General features: G+C 67.4%; 12 protein-coding genes. 8 read left to right on the forward strand and 4 right to left on the reverse strand.

Features of this window, described 5'->3' with window-relative positions; genetic code table 11:
* Positions 1-7: 7 nt before the first annotated feature.
* The 3 genes from OV287_RS10515 to OV287_RS10525 all read left to right on the forward strand — a co-directional run bounded on the left by OV287_RS10515 (position 8) and on the right by OV287_RS10525 (position 3711).
* Entirely contained in the window at positions 8-1495 is a 1488-nt protein-coding gene (locus tag OV287_RS10515) for a glutamate-cysteine ligase family protein (protein WP_267533878.1), read from the forward strand.
* A 96-nt stretch (positions 1496-1591) separates the two neighbouring features.
* Positions 1592-2698: a GGDEF domain-containing response regulator gene (locus tag OV287_RS10520; protein WP_267533879.1), complete on the forward strand. Its 1107-nt coding sequence runs from the start codon at positions 1592-1594 to the stop codon at positions 2696-2698.
* Between the two features lie 110 nt (positions 2699-2808).
* Complete coding sequence (locus OV287_RS10525; RefSeq protein ID WP_267533880.1) at positions 2809-3711, forward strand: dienelactone hydrolase family protein; 903 nt, start codon at positions 2809-2811, stop codon at positions 3709-3711.
* Between the two features lie 41 nt (positions 3712-3752).
* Here the strand turns inward: OV287_RS10525 and OV287_RS10530 are convergent, their stop codons facing one another.
* Entirely contained in the window at positions 3753-4529 is a 777-nt protein-coding gene (locus OV287_RS10530) for a LytR/AlgR family response regulator transcription factor (protein ID WP_267533881.1), read from the reverse strand.
* A 187-nt stretch (positions 4530-4716) separates the two neighbouring features.
* Between OV287_RS10530 and OV287_RS10535 the strand changes: the two genes are divergently transcribed.
* The 5 genes from OV287_RS10535 to OV287_RS10555 all read left to right on the forward strand — a co-directional run bounded on the left by OV287_RS10535 (position 4717) and on the right by OV287_RS10555 (position 12324).
* On the forward strand, positions 4717-5949 hold the full coding sequence (locus OV287_RS10535; RefSeq protein ID WP_267533882.1) for a cytochrome P450: 1233 nt from the start codon (positions 4717-4719) through the stop codon (positions 5947-5949).
* Between the two features lie 428 nt (positions 5950-6377).
* Complete coding sequence (locus OV287_RS10540) at positions 6378-8198, forward strand: methyl-accepting chemotaxis protein (protein ID WP_267533883.1); 1821 nt, start codon at positions 6378-6380, stop codon at positions 8196-8198.
* 42 nt (positions 8199-8240) lie between these two features.
* Positions 8241-9680: an FAD-dependent oxidoreductase gene (locus OV287_RS10545; RefSeq protein ID WP_373371816.1), complete on the forward strand. Its 1440-nt coding sequence runs from the start codon at positions 8241-8243 to the stop codon at positions 9678-9680.
* Positions 9681-9712: 32 nt separating this feature from the next.
* Entirely contained in the window at positions 9713-10795 is a 1083-nt protein-coding gene (locus OV287_RS10550) for a terpene synthase family protein (RefSeq protein WP_267533885.1), read from the forward strand.
* A gap of 110 nt (positions 10796-10905) precedes the next feature.
* Positions 10906-12324, forward strand: coding sequence for a cytochrome P450 (locus OV287_RS10555; protein ID WP_267533886.1), 1419 nt, complete (start codon positions 10906-10908; stop codon positions 12322-12324).
* Here the strand turns inward: OV287_RS10555 and pdeM are convergent.
* The 3 genes from pdeM to OV287_RS10570 all read right to left on the reverse strand — a co-directional run bounded on the left by pdeM (position 12307) and on the right by OV287_RS10570 (position 17097).
* Positions 12307-12987: a ligase-associated DNA damage response endonuclease PdeM gene (gene pdeM, locus OV287_RS10560; RefSeq protein WP_267533887.1), complete on the reverse strand. Its 681-nt coding sequence runs from the start codon at positions 12985-12987 to the stop codon at positions 12307-12309. The genes OV287_RS10555 and pdeM overlap by 18 nt on opposite strands.
* The gene (locus OV287_RS10565; protein WP_267542322.1) at positions 12957-15371 is read right to left on the reverse strand and encodes a ligase-associated DNA damage response DEXH box helicase; all 2415 of its coding nucleotides are present in this window, start codon (positions 15369-15371) and stop codon (positions 12957-12959) included. Before OV287_RS10565 ends, pdeM begins: the two co-directional genes overlap by 31 nt.
* Before the next feature lie 130 nt (positions 15372-15501).
* Entirely contained in the window at positions 15502-17097 is a 1596-nt protein-coding gene (locus tag OV287_RS10570; RefSeq protein ID WP_267533888.1) for an ATP-dependent DNA ligase, read from the reverse strand.
* Between the last annotated feature and the right edge of the window lie 3 nt (positions 17098-17100).

Consider the following 17100-nt stretch of genomic DNA (forward strand, 5'->3'; position numbering starts at 1 on the left):
CTGCCATATGGGCCTTCAAATCCAGAGAGAGACGTTCGAGCCCGAGGAGTACGAGCACTTCAGTCAGCGGCTGGCCGACAGCCTCGAAGCCCTCCGTCAGGTCCTGGCGCGTCCCGGCTTTGGTGTGGGGCCGCGCACCATCGGCGCCGAGCTGGAGATGTTCCTGGTGGACGCCGCGGGCTACCCGCTGCCGGTGAACCGGCAGGTGCTGGGCCAGACGATGGATCCGCGGGTGACGGTGGAGATCGATCGGTTCAACCTCGAGTGCAACCTGCGGCCGGGACCGCTGGCGGGGCGCCCCTTCACGGCGATGCGCGAGGAGTTCGAGAGCGCCCTGGCCGAGGTGCGGCGCGCAGCGGCCACTCAGGGGGCGCGCGTGGTGGTGACGGGCATTCTCCCCACGCTGCGTGAGAAGGACCTGGGCAGCGGGGCGATGACGGCGCTGCCGCGCTACCGGGCGTTGTCGGCCGCCATCCGCCGCCGGCGTCGAGAGGAGCCCCTGCGCGTCGTCATCGGAGGCGAGGACTCGCTCACCCTGGCGTGGGACGACGTGACGCTGGAGGGCGCCAACACCTCGCTGCAGTACCACCTGCGCGTGGACCCGGCGGACTTCGCGCGCATGTACAACGCGGCCCAGCTCGCGACGCCAGTGGTGCTGGCGGTGAGCAGCAACTCGCCCTTCCTGCTGGGGAAGCGGCTGTGGGACGAGACGCGCGTGGCGCTCTTCCGTCAGGCGGTGGATGACCGGGGCGAGCCGCAGTCCGAGGCGCCGCAGCACGGGCGCGTCACCTATGGCCATGGTTGGGTGCGTCAGGGCTCGCTGGAGCTGTTCGCCGAGTCGGTGGCGCTCTACCCGCCGCTGCTGCCGGTGCTGGGGCCGGAGTCTCCGCTGGAGTGCCTGGAGCGGGGCGGTTTGCCCCGGCTGGACGAGCTGCGGCTGCACCAGGGGACGGTGTGGAGCTGGAATCGCGCCATCTATGACCCGAGCGATGGCGGCCACGTGCGGATTGAGATGCGCGCGCTGCCGGCGGGCCCCACGGTGGTGGACATGCTGGCCAACGGGGCGCTGCTGCTGGGCCTCACGCTGGGGCTGAGCGAGGAGGTGGAGGCGCTGCTGCCGGGGCTGCCCTTCCCGTGTGCTCGGGGCAACTTCATCCGCGCGGCGAAGGAGGGCCTGGACGCGAGGCTGTTGTGGCCCGAGCGCCACGCACCCTCTCCTCAGTTGGTGCCTGCCGTAGCCCTGGTGGAGCGGCTGCTGCCCGTGGCCCGGGCGGGCCTGGTGGGCGCCGGGGTGGTGGCCGAGGAGGCGGACGCCCTGCTCGGCGTTGTGCAGGCCCGGTTACGCGCAGAGTGTACCGGGGCACGCTGGCAACGGAAGATGTTGGCCCGGTTGGAAGCCCACATGCCCCGAGCGGACGCCTTGGCGGCCCTGCTGGAACGTTACATGCTCCTGGCTGCGTCCGGCAGGCCGGTCCACGAGTGGCCGCTGGAGTGATGTGGGGGGGGTCCCTCTTCGAGACTTGCGGCCTGCCCCCTTCCTGCGCGACGCTCACTCCATCTTTCATGCCCCTCGTTGCGTTGGTCTGCCCTGGTGAGTGAGCCTGTTGCTGCGAAGGTCCTCGTCGTCGAGGACAACCGGACGATGCTGGCCTTGATGCAGTACTACCTGAGCAAGGACTTCACGGTGTTCCTTGCCCGGTCCGCTGAGGAAGCGCTCGAAGTCCTCCAGCGGGAACAACTGCACGCGGTCGTATCGGATCAAAATCTTGGTGACGGGCTGATGGGGGTAGACCTCCTCAAGCGCGTCGCCGAGCTACAACCCCATGCCGCGCGCATTCTGGTGACGGCCTCCCAGAAGTTGGAGGACGCCCAGAAGGCCATCAATGAAGCGCGGGTGAACCACTTCCTTACGAAGCCGTTCACAGAACAGGAGTTGAAGAACACCGTGGGCCAGGCGGTCCACAACGCCGCCCTGTTGTCCATCCGCGACAAGATGGTGCAGGAGCTCAAGGATCAGCTCGGACTGGGTCGAGGGGCAGCTGGCAAGCCGGCAGCGGGTAAGCCGGGTGCGCCTGCCGCGACGCCTCGTCCCAAGACGGCGGAGCCCCAGAGAGCCGATGCCAAGGGCGCCGCGTCCCAGTCGCTCATCCCCGAGAGCGAGCGGCTGGCGTTCCGTGACGGCCTGACGGGGCTCTACAACCACCGCTACTTCCAGGAGGCGCTCAGCGCGGGTCTCCTGAGTGCGCGGCGGCGGGAGCAGAAGCTGGCGCTGGTGCTCATCGACATCGATGGCTTCCGCCGCATCAACCTCTCGCGGGGTTACGCCGAGGGCGACAAGCTGCTGCGCCGGGTGGCGCAGATGGTGACGGACATGATGGAGGACCCCGTCACCCACGCTCGGAGCGACAACTCCTCGGAGATCGCCGCCCGGTACGACTGGGATGTGTTCGGCGTCATCCTCTGCAACGCGGACGTGGAGCGGGCGCGCACCTACGCCGAGAAGCTCCGCAAGGCGGTGGAGGAGCTGGACTTCCCAGAGGGCACCGGCAGCGGGGTGGGCGAGGTGACGGTGACGGCCGCGGTGGCCGTCTTCCCGGACCAGGCCCGCAACGAGCAGGAGCTCATCTCCGCCGCGGAGAAGGCCCTGCGAGCCTCCAAGGCGAGCGGTCCCAACCGCCTGGTGTTGGCTCCTCGCTAGGAACATCCGCCCGCGTGTCGGCGGGCGGACAGGTGGACCGGAGGGCTGACGGCGCTCCGGTCCCCTCCCTGGGATGGTGGGCTCAACCCCCCTTCCCTGGGAGCCGAGTCATGAAGAAGTCCGTCGTGAGGCCGTGGATGATGGGCCTGTCGTTCGCGGCCGTGCTGAGCGGGTGTGTTTCGCAGCAGGAGCCGCAGCAGCAGGACCCCGTCCCGACACCGGTAGCCCGCCACGCCTACGTGTCCTTTCCGGCGTTGGGAACTCCCGCGCCGCTGCAGGTGGCAGGGCGGCTGAGTTTCCCCACGAATGCGCAGGGGAAGGTGCCCGCGGTGGTGATTGCCCACGGCTCCGCGGGAGTGGACACCCGGGGCAGCTTCCACGCGCAGGCGCTACACGCAGCGGGCATCGCCACGCTGGAGCTCGACATGTGGTCCGCCCGAGGCCTCGCTGGAGGTGCGGAGGGACGGCCGAGGGCGGTGGCCGAGACGCTGCCCGACGCCTGGGGCGCGCTGAAGTATCTGTCCGCGCACCCGTCCATCGACGGCACGCGCATCGGCATCATGGGGTTCTCGTGGGGCGGGCTGATGTCCATGCTGAGCGCCACCCGGAGGTACGTCGCGGGAGCCGAGTCGGGCCAGCGATTCGCGGCGCACGCGCCCTTCTATCCGGTGTGCTGGGCCTACAACCGTGTTCCCAGCTACGAGTTCGGCGACCTCACGGGCGCTCCCGTCTTCATCCAGGCGGGTGCGGCCGATCAATACGATGACCCGGACTCGTGCCAGAAGTTGGTGGACAGCCTGGCTCCGGCAGATCGCGAGAGCGTGTCGTTGACTGTCTATCCGGGGGCCACGCACGGGTGGGATCGGCTGGAGCCGGCCGTGCAGATCAGCGATCCGTACTCACACACGGGACAGGGCGGGCAGGTGAACATCGCCCCGTCGCCGGAGACGGCGGAGACGTCGCGGCGGGCCATGGTGGACTTCTTCCGGAGGAGCTTCGGCCTGGCGCCCTGAGTTGGAATGGCGTCCATGCGCGCGGTCCAGGACGCGAGGACTCACGCCCCGGGCTCGTCCTCGGTGCCGCGGCGCAGGCCGAGCATCCTGCGCAGCTCGCGGGCGGACTGGCGGCTCACCTCCACCGTGTGCCCGCGGGCGGTGCGCGCCAGGTACCCGCCCGTCTCCAGCGGCTCCAGCCGGGTGACGTGGGCGAGGTTGAGCAGGGCGCGGCGGTGCACTCGGTAGAAGCCCTCGGTGGGCAGCCGGTCCACCAGCTCTTGCAGGGTGAAGTCGGTGAGGTAGTCCCCCTGCGAGGTGAAGACGGTGACGAGCTCGTCCTCGAGTGTTGCGTGGGAGATGGTTTCGGGGTCCACCAGGACGATGCCCTGGCGAGTGGGGATGGGCAGGCGGGCCAGGGGACGCGCGAGCTGCTCGGTGGCGGAGCCCTTGCCCGGCTCGGGGGACCTGGCCGCGAGCCGGATGCGCACCCGCTCCAGCGCCTTCTGCAGGCGCGAGGCCTCCACGGGTTTGAGGACGTAGTCCACGGCGCCGTGCTCGAAGGCCTCCACCGCGTGGTCCGCATGCGCGGTGACGAGGATGACGTGGGGGCCACCGGTGGGCAGCAGCGCGAGCGCATCCATGCCACTGAGCCCGGGCATGTGGATGTCGAGCAGCACCACATCCACTCCTCCGGCGCGGACGGCCTCGAGCACAGCCTCGCCATCGGCGGCCTCGCCGCACACGGTGACCTCGGGGAAGGCCGTCAACAGGCGCGCGAGCCGCTTGCGGGCGACGAGCTCGTCATCGGCGATGAGGACGCGCAAGGGAGTGTTCACGGGCAGCGAGTGTAGGCGAGGGGGTGGGTCGGCAGGAAACCACCCCATCCATCACGTCGAGTCGTAGCGTGGAATACAGTGGCGTGGTTCCTGCTAGAGCAGTTCTCGACAAGCCAGGGGGTCATCACTAATCTGCCCCCTCGTGCCAAGTCCGATCAGCTCAGACTCGCCAGCAATGGAGACGCCCGTGGGCAGCGCAGGCCAGAAGACGGACCTCGATCCAGTCAGTCTCGAGAACCTCCTCAACCCGCACTCGCTCTACCCGGAGCTGCGCGAGAGGGCGCCGGTCTACTGGTCGGCAGGGATGCACGCCTGGGTCATCACGCGCTACGACGACGTGTTGTCCTGCTATCGAGATCCGCGCCTGAGCGCCGACCGCTCCGGTTTCTACCAGCAGCAGCTCGCGGGCTTTGGCCCGGAATTCGCCGAGGGCTTCCTGAGTGTGGCCCGCCGGCAGATGACCATGCGCGACGGCTCGGATCACATCCGCGTGCGCCGGCAGACCAGCCCGGGTTTCACCCCGCAGCGCCTCGATGCCTACCGTCCCGCCATCCGCTTCATCATGGGGGCGATGCTGGACCGGGTGCAGCCGCTGGGCCGCATGGACCTGGTGCAGGAGCTCTCCTACCAACTGCCCCCGCGCGTCATCGCCGAGTTCCTGAACATTCCCCAGCAGGACCGTGAGCGCTTCCAGCAGTTGGCCCGGCCCCAGGCCGAGTTCTCCAACCCTTCTCCGGGCGCGGACATGGGCGAGGTGGCGCGCAACGCCAGCAGGTCCATGACGGAGCTGAGTGCATACCTGGGCGGAATCATCGAGGAGCGTCGCAGCCATCCGGGCGAGGACATGCTCAGCCTGATGATCCACGCCCAGGAGCTGGGCCAGATGACGCACGAGGATCTGGTGGCCAACGCCATCCTCATCCTCACGGCGGGGCATCTCACCACCACGGATCAGATCAGCAATGGCGTCCACGACCTGCTGACCCACCCCGACCAGCTCCTGTTGCTCCAGAAGGACCGCACCCTCCTCAAGTCCGCGGTGGAGGAGATGCTGCGGTTCTCCCCGTCGGTGCCCTACAACTTCCGTATCGCCAAGGAGGACATCCCGCTGCGGGGCCAGACCATCGGCAAGGGCAGCACCGTCTTCATGTCGCTGGCCTCCGCCAACCGGGATCCGGCGGTCTTCACGGAGCCGGAGCGTTTCGACATCACCCGCGATCATCTCCACCAGAAGCACCTGACCTTCGGCTTCGGGTCGCACCATTGCCTGGGTGCCGGTCTGGCCCGCCGCGAGCTGGAGATCTCCATCGAGATGCTCCTGGATCGTCTGCCCGACCTTCGCCTGGACGAGACGAAGCCGCCGCAGGTCAAGCCAGGGATCATCATCCGTAGCATCACGTCCCTGAACGTCCAGTGGTGACCCCGCGCCTTCGACTCCGGGCGAAATCCCCCCGCCCTGGAGCGGAATAGAGGCGCTGAGGGGCTCCCTGCGCCCTCCTGGCCGGGTGCCCGGCGGGGAGGCGGCAAGGGACTGCCTGCCCGCTATGCCCGCTCCCCCAGTGCCGCGTCCGCCTCCCGGTCCGTACCCGCGGAATGGGGCCGGAGCGGAATCTGGCTCGTCACTTGCTCCGTGGCCCCAGTCCGATTGATGATGTGGTCGCGTACCGGAGCATGAACATCCCTACGGCAAGAATCGAACAACGATGTCCGCTCCCACTCGTTGGGAGTCACGGTGCCGTGCTTCGGGAAGTGAAGTGGACCCTCCACCTGCTTCCGATGGCCGGCTGATGTTCGAGCCCGCCGCCCGACCTGGGAATTCCTGCCGCAGTCGCAGACCTGGATAACGCCATGCCCGCCGACAAACAGATCACCACAATCGTTCGCAAGCTCTTCATCACCCGGCAGCTCTTCGGCTCCGTGGTGATGTCTCCCGCGAACCTCTACCTCATCAACAACCTCTCGGGCTCGACCGAGCAGGAGATGGCGAAGACGAACGCCTACACGAACCCCATCGTGTTCGTGCTCCTGAGTCTGCTGGTGCCCTACCTGGTGATGAACTACACGGTGCGGCGGGCCTTCGCGACCCTGCCCGGTGATCACGAGGGCTCCAAGCTCGAGCGGTTGCTGAAGATTCCGGGTCAGCTCGAGGCCCTGATGATCCTGTCCGGCGCGCTGGGCACGGGCACCGTCGTTCTCGTTCCGCTCATCGTCTTCAACAAGGGCCTGACGGCGCTGCCGTGGGTGATGAGCACGGTGCTGCTCGTGCTGATGCTGAACTTCATCAGCGAGCGGTTGATCTACGAGCGCATCCTGCGGCCCTTCGCCATCGAGGAGTTCCACCGCAATCCCAAGGCGAGCATCCGGGGCACGGGCTTCTTCTGGCCCCGGCAGAAGTGGTACCTGCCCTACGCCTTCGCCGTGTTCGTGGCCTCCACGCTGATGCTGACCACGACCATCATCGCCAAGAACGTCATCGTCACGTTCGAGGGCCTGCAGCAGGTGATGCAGACGACCCCCGAGCAGATCGGCACCCAGCTCGGCACGCTCGTCACCCAGGTCGTCTCCCGCACCGCCACCCCGCTGGCGCTCATGGGTGGGTACCTGCTGATCATCGCGTCCGTGGCCGCGTGGCTGCTGGCGCGCCGGCAGGAGATGGGCGCCAAGAGCGTCCAGGAGGCCATCGAGGGTCTGGCGTCCGGTTCTCCCAAGCTGCCGGAGTGGATCTCCACCGACGAGATCGGCGACCTGTCCAGCTCGACCGCGCGGGCCTTCGAGAAGCTCAGCGCCTTCTCGCTCTCGCTGGGTGATTCCGCCAACTCGCTGCGCCTGTCCGCCGAGCGGCTGGGCGCCTCCGCCAACAAGCAGAGCACGGTGCTGACGCAGCAGGCCGCGGCGCTCCAGGAGACGCAGGTCACCGCGCAGGAGATCAAGCAGACCTCCACGCTCGCCTCCCAGAAGGCCGAGAGCGTGCTGCAGCAGACCACCCGCGCCAATCAGATCAGCCAGGACGCCGTGTCCGCCGTGCAGAGCAGCCTCGAGGGGCTGCAGGAGATCGGCCAGCAGGTGTCGGAGATGGCCAACTCCATCCGCTCGCTGGAGAAGAAGACGCAGCAGATCGCCAGCATCACCCGCACGGTGAAGGATCTGGCGGACCAGTCCAACATGCTGGCGCTCAACGCCGCCATCGAGGCCGTTCGCTCGGGCGAGCACGGCGTGGGCTTCGGCGTGGTGGCTCGCGAAATCCGCGCGCTGGCCGACCAGTCCATCCGCGCCACCAACAGCGTGCGCAGCATCCTGTTGGACATCAACAACGCCATCCGCTCCACGGTGGCCATGACGGCCAAGGGCTTCGAGAAGGTCGAGTCGAGCCTCAAGACGGTCAAGGGCTTCGAGGGGAACATCCAGCAGCTGTCCGGCATCGTGCGCGACAACGCGGACTCCATCCGGCAGATCACCGTGGCCGTCACCCAGCAGAACGTGGGCATCAGCCAGATCTTCCAGGCCGTCAACGACCTCAACGAGATGATGAATCAGACGATGGTCGAGATGCAGACCTCGGAAGAGGCCGCCAACGTGGTCAAGGACGTGGCGGACCAGGTGTCGGGCTCCGTCGACTCGTACGGCTGGAAGGAAGCGGCCGAGCGCGCCCGGCGCAACAGTCAAGCCTAGGTCATCCCCCCCGTTACACCCCTCACCCCCCGGGCAGGTCATATGGCAGTGGACTCAACGTCACCCCACTCCTCCAAGCGGTTCGGAGGACGTCATGCCGTGGTCATCGGCGGAAGCATGGCGGGTATGCTCGCCAGCCGCGTGCTCTCGGCGCACTTCGAGCGCGTCACGCTCCTGGAGCGGGATCGGCACTCGGGCACCGAGCCGCGCAAGGGCGTCCCCCAGGAGCAGCACGCTCACGGACTGCTGAAGAAGGCAGTGGACCTCATCGAGGGGTATTTCCCCGGGCTGTTCGAGCAGCTCGTCAGCGCGGGGGCCAACGTCTGGGACATGTCCGAGGCGGCGTGGTTCCACTTCGGCAACTGGCAGGCGCGTTCCCAGCCGGGGCTGACCATGTACACCCAGAGCCGGCCCCTGCTGGACTCGGTGATCCGCGGCCGGCTGCCTGACATCCACAACCTGACCCTCCTGGACGAGTGCGAGGTGGTGAAGCTGGTGGCGAACGAGACCCGCTCCCTCATTCGGGGAGTGGAGCTGCGCCGCCGCAAGCAGGAGGCCACCGAGGTGCTCGAGGCGGACCTGGTCGTCGACGCGAGCGGTCGCGGCTCCCGCATGCCTCGCTGGCTCGAGGACCTGGGCCTGCCGCGCGTGGAGGAGAGCCACGTGCGCATCGAGGTGGGCTATGCCAGCCGCAGGTACCGCAAGCCCAAGAACCTCGTCACCAACTGGAAGGCGCTGTCCATCTACCCCACGCCTCCCAAGGAGACGCGGATGGGCGCGCTCAGCCCGATCGAGGAGGACATCTGGCTGGTGTCCCAGGCCGGCTCGCTGGGAGATCATCCGCCCAATGACGAGGCCGGTTACCTGGAGTTCGCGCGCAGCCTGCCGCAGCCCCACCTCTACGAGATTCTCAAGCGGGCGGAGCCGCTGACGCCCATCGCCACCCACAAGTTCCCCTCCAACATGCGCCGTCACTACGAGCGCCTGAAGCTGCCCGAGGGCCTGCTGGTGCTGGGCGACGCGATGTGCAGCTTCAACCCGCTCTATGGGCAGGGCATTACGTTGTCCGCGCTGGCCGCGAACACCCTGGAGGGATGCTTGGCCGTGCAGCCCCAGGGGGACCTCGCCGGTCTCGGGGCTCGGTTCCAGTCCAAGGTCGCCAGCGTGCTGGAGCTGCCGTGGCTCATGGCCACGAGCGAGGATCTCATCTACCCCTCGGTGGAGGGTCCCCGGCCTCTGTGGTGGAAGATGATGCAGGGCTACGCCAGCCGCCTGCACGAGCGTGCGGCGTATGACTCGGTCGTCTCCACGAATTTCGCCAAGATGATGCACATGACGTCGTCCCCGTTGCTGCTGGTGAGCCCGCAGATGGTGATGCGCGCATTCAGTGCTCCTCGCGGCTCGGGAGGCGGTACGCCTCCGGTGCTTCAGTTCACGGACGCTCCCGCGCAGTCTGGCGGCTCCGTGGCCAACGTGGGCTGAACCCCCCTTGGGGCGTAACGGAACGACACATCATGGAAAAGCATCGTCTGTCCTCCTGCGGCGTCGAAGTTGAACTCGACATGCCGTTTCCGCTGAAGACCAACCCTCTTGCCCAGGAGGCTTGGCCTCTCACGGTCCAGTGGGTGAAGACGCACTCGCTCGTTCGCGACCCGAAGCTGCTCTGGTACTTCGAGAACAAGCTCGACTATTACTGGCTGTCTGCGTACGCGTTTCCGACCGCGGATCTGCCTCGGCTGGCGCAGATCAACGACTGGATGACGTTCTTCTACCTGGTCGACCTGGTCTTGGATGACCAGGTTGGTGATGAGCACCTGAAGGACGTGTCGGAGTGGTTGATGGCGGCCCTGCGGGGCAAGCTGCGTGACAGCGCCAGTGCCAAGGAGAAAGCGCTGGCCAACCTCGGGCGCCGGATTCGAGAGGGTGGGTATAGCTCCAAGGAGTGGTTGGAGCGCTTCACCGGTAAGGTCGAGAACTACATCAAGACGTGCTGCAACCGAGAGTTCAAGGCCAGACACCACAACAAGAAGGTCTCGAGCGTGGAGGAGTATCTCCCGATGCGGAGGGCCACGAGTGGGGTGCGGCCAAGCTTCGAGCTCGCGGGCGTGCTCGGACTGGTCAACGTGCCTCCCACGGTGCTGAATCGGAAGGAGCTCGTGGCGCTGAGTGATCACGCCAATGACGTCATCACCGTGTTCAACGATCTCATCTCCCTGGAGAAGGAGCTGGCGAAGGGGGACACGCACAACCTCGTCCTGATCATCGAGGAGGAGGCCAAGGCGAAGCAGGAGGCGTGCTCCCGGGCGCAGGCCATCCAGCGGACCGCCCAGGTGCATAACAAGGCGATTTCGGACTTCCTCAAGGAGCAGGCGAAGCTGGAGCTCAAGCTCACCGAGCGCGAGGCCAAGCTGAAGTCCGAGCTGGCCTCCGGAAAAGCGTCGGCCAGCGACTCCGAGGATTTGAAGAACATCGGCACGTGGACTCAGTCCACCATCGATGGCGTACGGGGTTACCTCGATGTGCTGCGGTGCTGGATGCGCTCCAACATGAACTGGTCGATTATGTCGGAGCGGTACAAGTCCAAGTCCGCTGCTTAAGCGGGTTTCGAATCACTTTCGCGATCCCCGCTGTATACTCATACGTGCGATCCTGAGCGCTACAGTTCAGATCGCACGTTTTTTCTTTCTTGGGGTGTCCGAGTCCTTTCATGAAAGACCTTTCCGCTACGAAGCGAGCTGCTGGGGTATTGCCTCCGAAGGTGTCTGGCTACCCTCTGGTGGGGAGTTTGCCTGGCCTGGCAGCGGATCCATTGTCTTTCGTGGCGGAAGCCCAGCGGAAGCATGGCGACATCTTCACGCTCGACCTTGGCTTCACCGAGGCGCTCGTGGTGTGCCATCCCAAGTACGCCCAGCACATCCTGGTAGACAATGCGCGTAACTACTCCAAGAGCGGCCCCATGTGGGATTCGCTGCGGACTTTCATGGGTAATGCGCTGCCTGTAAGTGAAGGTGACTTCTGGCTGCGGCAGCGGCGCATGATTCAGCCGATGTTCCACCAGCAGAGGTTGGCGGAGCTGACCACCAAGATGGTGGAAGCCATTGATGCGAGCATGGCGGATTGGGTGCAGGTGGCGAGGAAGGGGCAGCCCTTCGACATTGCCCATGATCTGTCCCGAGTGACCATGAGCGTGCTCGTCCGCACCATGTTCGGCTCTGGCCTGGAGCTGGAAGAGGCGGAGCGGGTTGCCAAATCCTTCACGTACATCCTGGACTACTTCGTGCTGGGAATGGCGACCAACCCCCTGCCGGAGTGGCTCCCGGTCCCGGGCCGGGCCCGCTACCGCGAGGAGATCCGCAACATCGACGAGGTCCTGCAGCGGATCATCAACCGGGGACGCGCGAACGCCGAGCAGGAGGACAACCTGCTCTCCCTGCTGCTGAACATGGTGGACGCCGAGACGGGCGAGCGGATGACGGACAAGCAGCTGCGGGACGAGGCCGTGGCGTTCTTCGTCGCCGGCTACGAGACCACCGCGGCGGGACTGTGCTGGGTGTTCCATGTGCTCACCCGCTATCCGGAGATCGCCGCGAGGATGCTGGCCGAGGTGGATGAGGTGCTCGGCAATCGCTCGCCCACCTTCGCGGATCTGTCGCGGCTCGACTACTGCCGTCGGGTGTTGCACGAGTCCTTCCGGGTGTACTCGCCGTCGATCTGGCTTCCCCGCATGTCCGTGGAGGAAGACGAGATGTTCGGTTACCAGGTTCCGCCGGGACGGATGATGGTGATCTTCACGTACCTGCTCCACCGTCACCCGGACGTCTGGAAGGATCCGATGACCTTCGATCCGGACCGGTTCACGCCGGAGAACTCCGAGGGGCGGCACAAGCTGGCGTGGCTCCCGTTCGGTGCCGGTCAGCGGCAGTGCATCGGCAAGGGATTCTCCCTGATGGAGGCCCAGCTCATCATGCTCCGCGCTGTACAGCGCTTCCTGGTGTCGGCCGTGCCCGGGCGGGAGCCCACGCCGAAGTTCAGCACCAACCTCCGGACCAAGGATGGAGTGTGGGTGTACCTGAAGGAGCGGGCGGCAACCTCCCAGCAGCGCGAATCCTCAGACGTGGCGGCGTGAGGAGCGCGGCGGGGGCACCTCCACCACGGTGTCCCCGGCGATGGCGAAGAGGCGTTCGCCCGTGCGCGGGCGGATGTCCATTCCTCCAGTGAAGGCGCTGAAGGCGGGCAGCACGCCCACGTCGGCGCCCAGATGGAAGCAGGGCAGGCGCAGCCGATCCGCTCCACTGTTGAGCCGTACGGTGGGGTGGAGGTGCCCGGCCCAGACGTAATGTCCGCGGGCGGGCTCCGGGTGGTGGGAGAAGCGGAAGGGGCCCTCGTCGAGGTGCGGCTCCACCAGGGACATGCTCCACGCGGCGGGCAGCGCGTCCAAGTGACGGTCGTGGTTGCCGCGCACCAACACCATCTCCACGTCATGGCCCGTGCGCCAGGCGGCCACGCGCTGCACCACCTCCGGTGTGAGGCCCCGGCGCGAGTGGATGAGGTCTCCCACCAGCAGCAGCCTGCGGACCCCGGTGGCGTGCAGGGCGGCGGAGAGCCGGGAGAGGTCGTCCTCCAGCACTTCGGGCGGTAGGGGAATGCCGTGCTGGTGGAAGCTCTCCGGCTTGCCCCAGTGCAGGTCCGCCACCGCGAGCACTCCGCCCCCAGGCCAATGCAGGGCGCGCTCGGGGCGCAGCTCTACCTCAGTGCCGCCTAGGCGGACAGGGAGTCCTCGCGCAGCCATCGCTCCTTCATTCGCTCCACCCGCTCCTGCAACGACTCGTTGGAGAGGGTGGCGCCGATGCGCTCGACGACGAGCGGAAAGCCCAGCGGCGTGGGCCGTGGGACGTGGACGCATTCCACTGGCGAGCGCTCCAGGCGCTCCAGGGTGCTCACCAGCCGTACCTGCTCGAAGTGCTGCTCCAGCACCTCTCGCCGCGCCTGGGCCAGCAGCAGGTGCTCCGGCTCGTAGCGGGCGAAGACGTCATAGAGAAGGCCGGCGCTGGCCTGCACCTGACGGGTGGATTTGCGCGCTCCGGGCAGCCCAGGCAGCACCAGTCCGGCCACTCGGGCCACGTCGCGGAACTGGCGCCGCGCTAGCTCTCCGAGGTTGACGCTCTCGAGGATGTCCTCCACCAATCGCTCGCGGGTGAAGAGGGCGGGGCGCAATGCTTCCTCGAAGGGGAACGGCGAGGGCGTGAGCAACTCCAGTCCGTAGTCATTCACCGCGAGGCTGAAGGTGGCTTTCTGAAGCCGCGTCAGGCGCAGGGCGAGCAGCGCGGCGAGTCCCTCGTGAACCAGCCGGCCTTCGAAGGGATAGAGAAAGAGGTGGTGGCCTTCGCGGGTGTCGCACAGCTCGGCGAGGCAGGCGTCGCGCGAGGGCAGCCGGGACAGACGGGCCTGGGCTTCCAGCACGGGGCGGGCTGCTTCGAGCTCGGCACTGTCGAGGTGTCCGTGGCGCACGGCCTGGAAGGTCCGACGCATGGCGGCGGCGAGTGAGCCAGAGAGCGGCAGTCGTCCACCGCTCCAGCGGGGCGTGGCCGAGGCGCGCTCCTTCGCGACCTTCACGTAGGCGGTGAGGTCCTTCATGAGGCGGAACTCGAGCCGCTTGCCGGCAAAGAGGAAGGTGTCGCCGGGCCGCAGGCGGCTCACGAAGGACTCCTCCACGGTGCCGAGCCGGGCGCCTTTCAGGTAGCGCAGCTCCACGGAGGCGTTGGCGGCGATGGTGCCCACGTTGAGGCGGTGGAGCCGGGCCACGCGCGCGTCTGCTACCAGGTACCGGTCCTCGAGCCGCTGCACACGGCGGAACTGCGGATAGGCACGCAGGGTGGGGCCTCCCTCCGTCACGAGGAGCAGGGTGCGGTCGAAGTCCTCCGCGGAGAGGTCGCGGTAGGCGTGCGTGTCACGTACCTCGGCGAGCAGGGCGTCGCGGGTGAAGCCGCCGCCGAGCGCGCAGGTGACGAGGTGCTGGGCGAGCACATCCAGCGGCTGGCGGAGGGGCGCGCGGGGCTCCACCTCGCAGCGGGCGAGCGCCTCCCGGGCGGCGGCCATCTCCACGAGCTCGAGGGCATGGGTGGGGACGAAGAGGAGCTGCGCGGTGGCGCCGGGGCGATGGGCGCTGCGGCCAGCGCGCTGGAGGGTTCGGGCAATGCCCTTGGGGCTGCCCACCTGCACCACGCGCTCCACAGGGCCGAAGTCCACGCCGAGGTCCAACGAGGACGTACAGACGACGAGGCGCACGCCGCCGTCCTTGAGTCCACGTTCCACGCGCTCGCGGGCCTCGCGGTCGATGGAGCCGTGGTGGAGGGCGAGAACGTCCTCCCACTCAGGGTGGAGGAAGCGGAGACCCTCATACCAGCGCTCGGCCTGGGAACGGGTATTGGTGAAGAGAAGGGTGGAGCGTGCCGGGTCGAGCCAGTCGGCGACCTTGCGCAGCATGGAGAAGCCGAGGTGCCCGGCCCATGGGAAGGCATCGACGGAGTCCGGCAGGAGGGTCTCGATGCGGACGGGGCGCTCGACGTTGGCGCGGATGAAGGCGGGCGTGGCATGGGGACCCACGGCAGCGCGGGCAGCCTCCTCGAGGTTGGCAAGAGTTGCGGAGAGGGCCCAGGTGCGCAGAGCGGGAGCGAACCGGCGCAGCCGGGCGAGGGCGAGCTCCACCTGGGTGCCACGCTTGGAGCCGAGCAGCTCGTGCCACTCGTCGACGATGACACAGCGCAGGGAGGCAAAGAGCTCATGCGCGCGCTCGTTGCACAACAGGAGGGAGAGGGACTCGGGGGTGGTGATGAGGACTTCGGGGAGCCGCTCGCGCTGTCGGCGGCGGACGGAGGAGGTGGTATCTCCGGTGCGGCTCTCCACGGTGATGTCGGCATCGAGCGCGACCAGAGGAGCGTTCAGCGCGAGCTCGATGTCCCGGGAGACGGCGCGGAGGGGCGTGACATAGAGGATCTGCAACCCCTTCTGCCGATGATGAGCGACCTCGGCGAGGGGGGCGATATAGGCGGCATAAGTCTTCCCGGCGCCCGTGGGGACATTGAGCAGCCCACTCTCCCCGCGGGAGTATGCCTCCCAGGCCTGAAGCTGAAAGGGAAACGGCTCCCAGCCTTGCTCCCGAAACCACGAGTGCAGTTCCTCTCCCTCGCCCTCCGGGAGAGGGGTTGGGGGTGAGGGTGCAGCGTGTACCCGGGTTGAACCCTCTCCCTCTGGGAGAGGGACGGGGTGAGGGTCTACACGAAGACCCGTGCTGCTCCGTGAGCGCCTACGCGGGGGCATGGAGCAACTCCTTGAGGCGGTCGAGCGAGTCCGCGTCACGCGGCGTCTTGTCCGAGCGCCACCGGGCGATGCGAGGGAACCGCAAGGCAATGCCAGACTTGTGGCGGGGGGAAGCGGCGATGCCCTCGAAGTGGAGCTCGAAGACCTGGAGGGGCTCGACGGAGCGAACGGGACCGAACTTCTCGCGCGTATGTGCCCGAATCCACCGGTCGAGCCGAGCAATCTCCTCATCGGTGAGGCCGGAATACGCCTTGGCGATGGGCAACAACTCCTCGCCATTCCATACGGCGAATGTGTAATCGGTATAGAGAGAGGCCCGCCGCCCGTGACCGGGATGCGCGTAGAGCAGGATGGCATCGACGGTGAAGGGATCGATCTTCCACTTCCACCAATCCCCGCGCTTACGGCCGTGCTGGTAGGGAGACTCGAGGCGCTTGAGCATGAAGCCCTCGACGTTGCGAGAGCGGGACTCATGCCGGACCTCGGCGAGAGCCCCCCACGTTGGGGCTTCGATGACCGGTGACACAGGGAACATCGGCCTGTCGCGCAGCAGGGCCTCCAGGCGAGCGCGGCGCTCGCGGAGCGGGAGGGCGCGGAGGTCCTCTCCGTCCTGTTCGAGCAGGTCATACGCCATGAAGGCGGCGGGAGCCTCGGCGAGCACCTTGGCCGTGAGCTTCTGGCGTCCGATGCGGCGCTGGAGTCGGCTGAAGGGGAGGGGCTGTCCGTCCGCGTAGGCGAGCACCTCGCCATCGAGCACGGTGCCATCGGGGAGGCTGGCGGCGGCCTCGGCAATCTCTGGGAAGCGCTCGGTGATGAGCTCCTCGCCGCGGCTCCACAGGTAGACGCCGCCCTGACGGCGGATGAGCTGGCCGCGGATGCCGTCCCACTTCCACTCGACGAGCCATGCGTCACGGTCACCAAGCTGGGCCGGTGGCTGCTCCAGCGGGCTGGCGAGGTAGAACGGATAGGGGCGCGAGCGGTCCCCATCGGAGACATCCGGGGCGACGAGCTGCTCGAAGAAGGCGCGAGAGGGGGCCCATGTGCCCATGAGCCGATGGGACACGGCGGCCGGAGGCAGTCCGGCGTACTGGGCCAACGCACGGACCACCAACGTGTCGGAGACGCCCACTCGCAGCTCACCGGTGAGCATCTTGTTGAAGAGGAACAGCTCGCGGCGGGGGAGCACGTGCCACCAGCCGGTGACGCGTTCGCGCTGCTCGGGCAGGGAGAGCCCTGTGAGCGGCAGCAGTCGCTCCTCCAGCCAGCGGGACAGAGGCAGTTCCTCGGTGGTGGCAGGACGCTCGGCCTGGTCAAGCAAGAGGGCGATGACCTCGGCGAGGTCACCGACAACGGCATACGTCTCGTCGAAGAGCCACTCAGGGGTGTCGGTCAGCTCGCGGACCCACTGGCGCAGGGCCTTCGAGGGAATGATGCGCTTGAGGCGGCGACCCGTGAGGAAGAACAGCCCCCATGCGGCGTCCTCGGGGGGCGTGTTGCGAAAATAGGCCACCAGCGCCTCCACCTTGGCGTTGGTGGAGGTGGTGGAGTCCAGTGCATCGTAGAGGTCCGCGAGCCGGTGCACGGG

Origin of the sequence: Archangium lansingense (assembly GCF_026626635.1) — a bacterium.
GTDB lineage: Bacteria > Myxococcota > Myxococcia > Myxococcales > Myxococcaceae > Archangium > Archangium lansingense.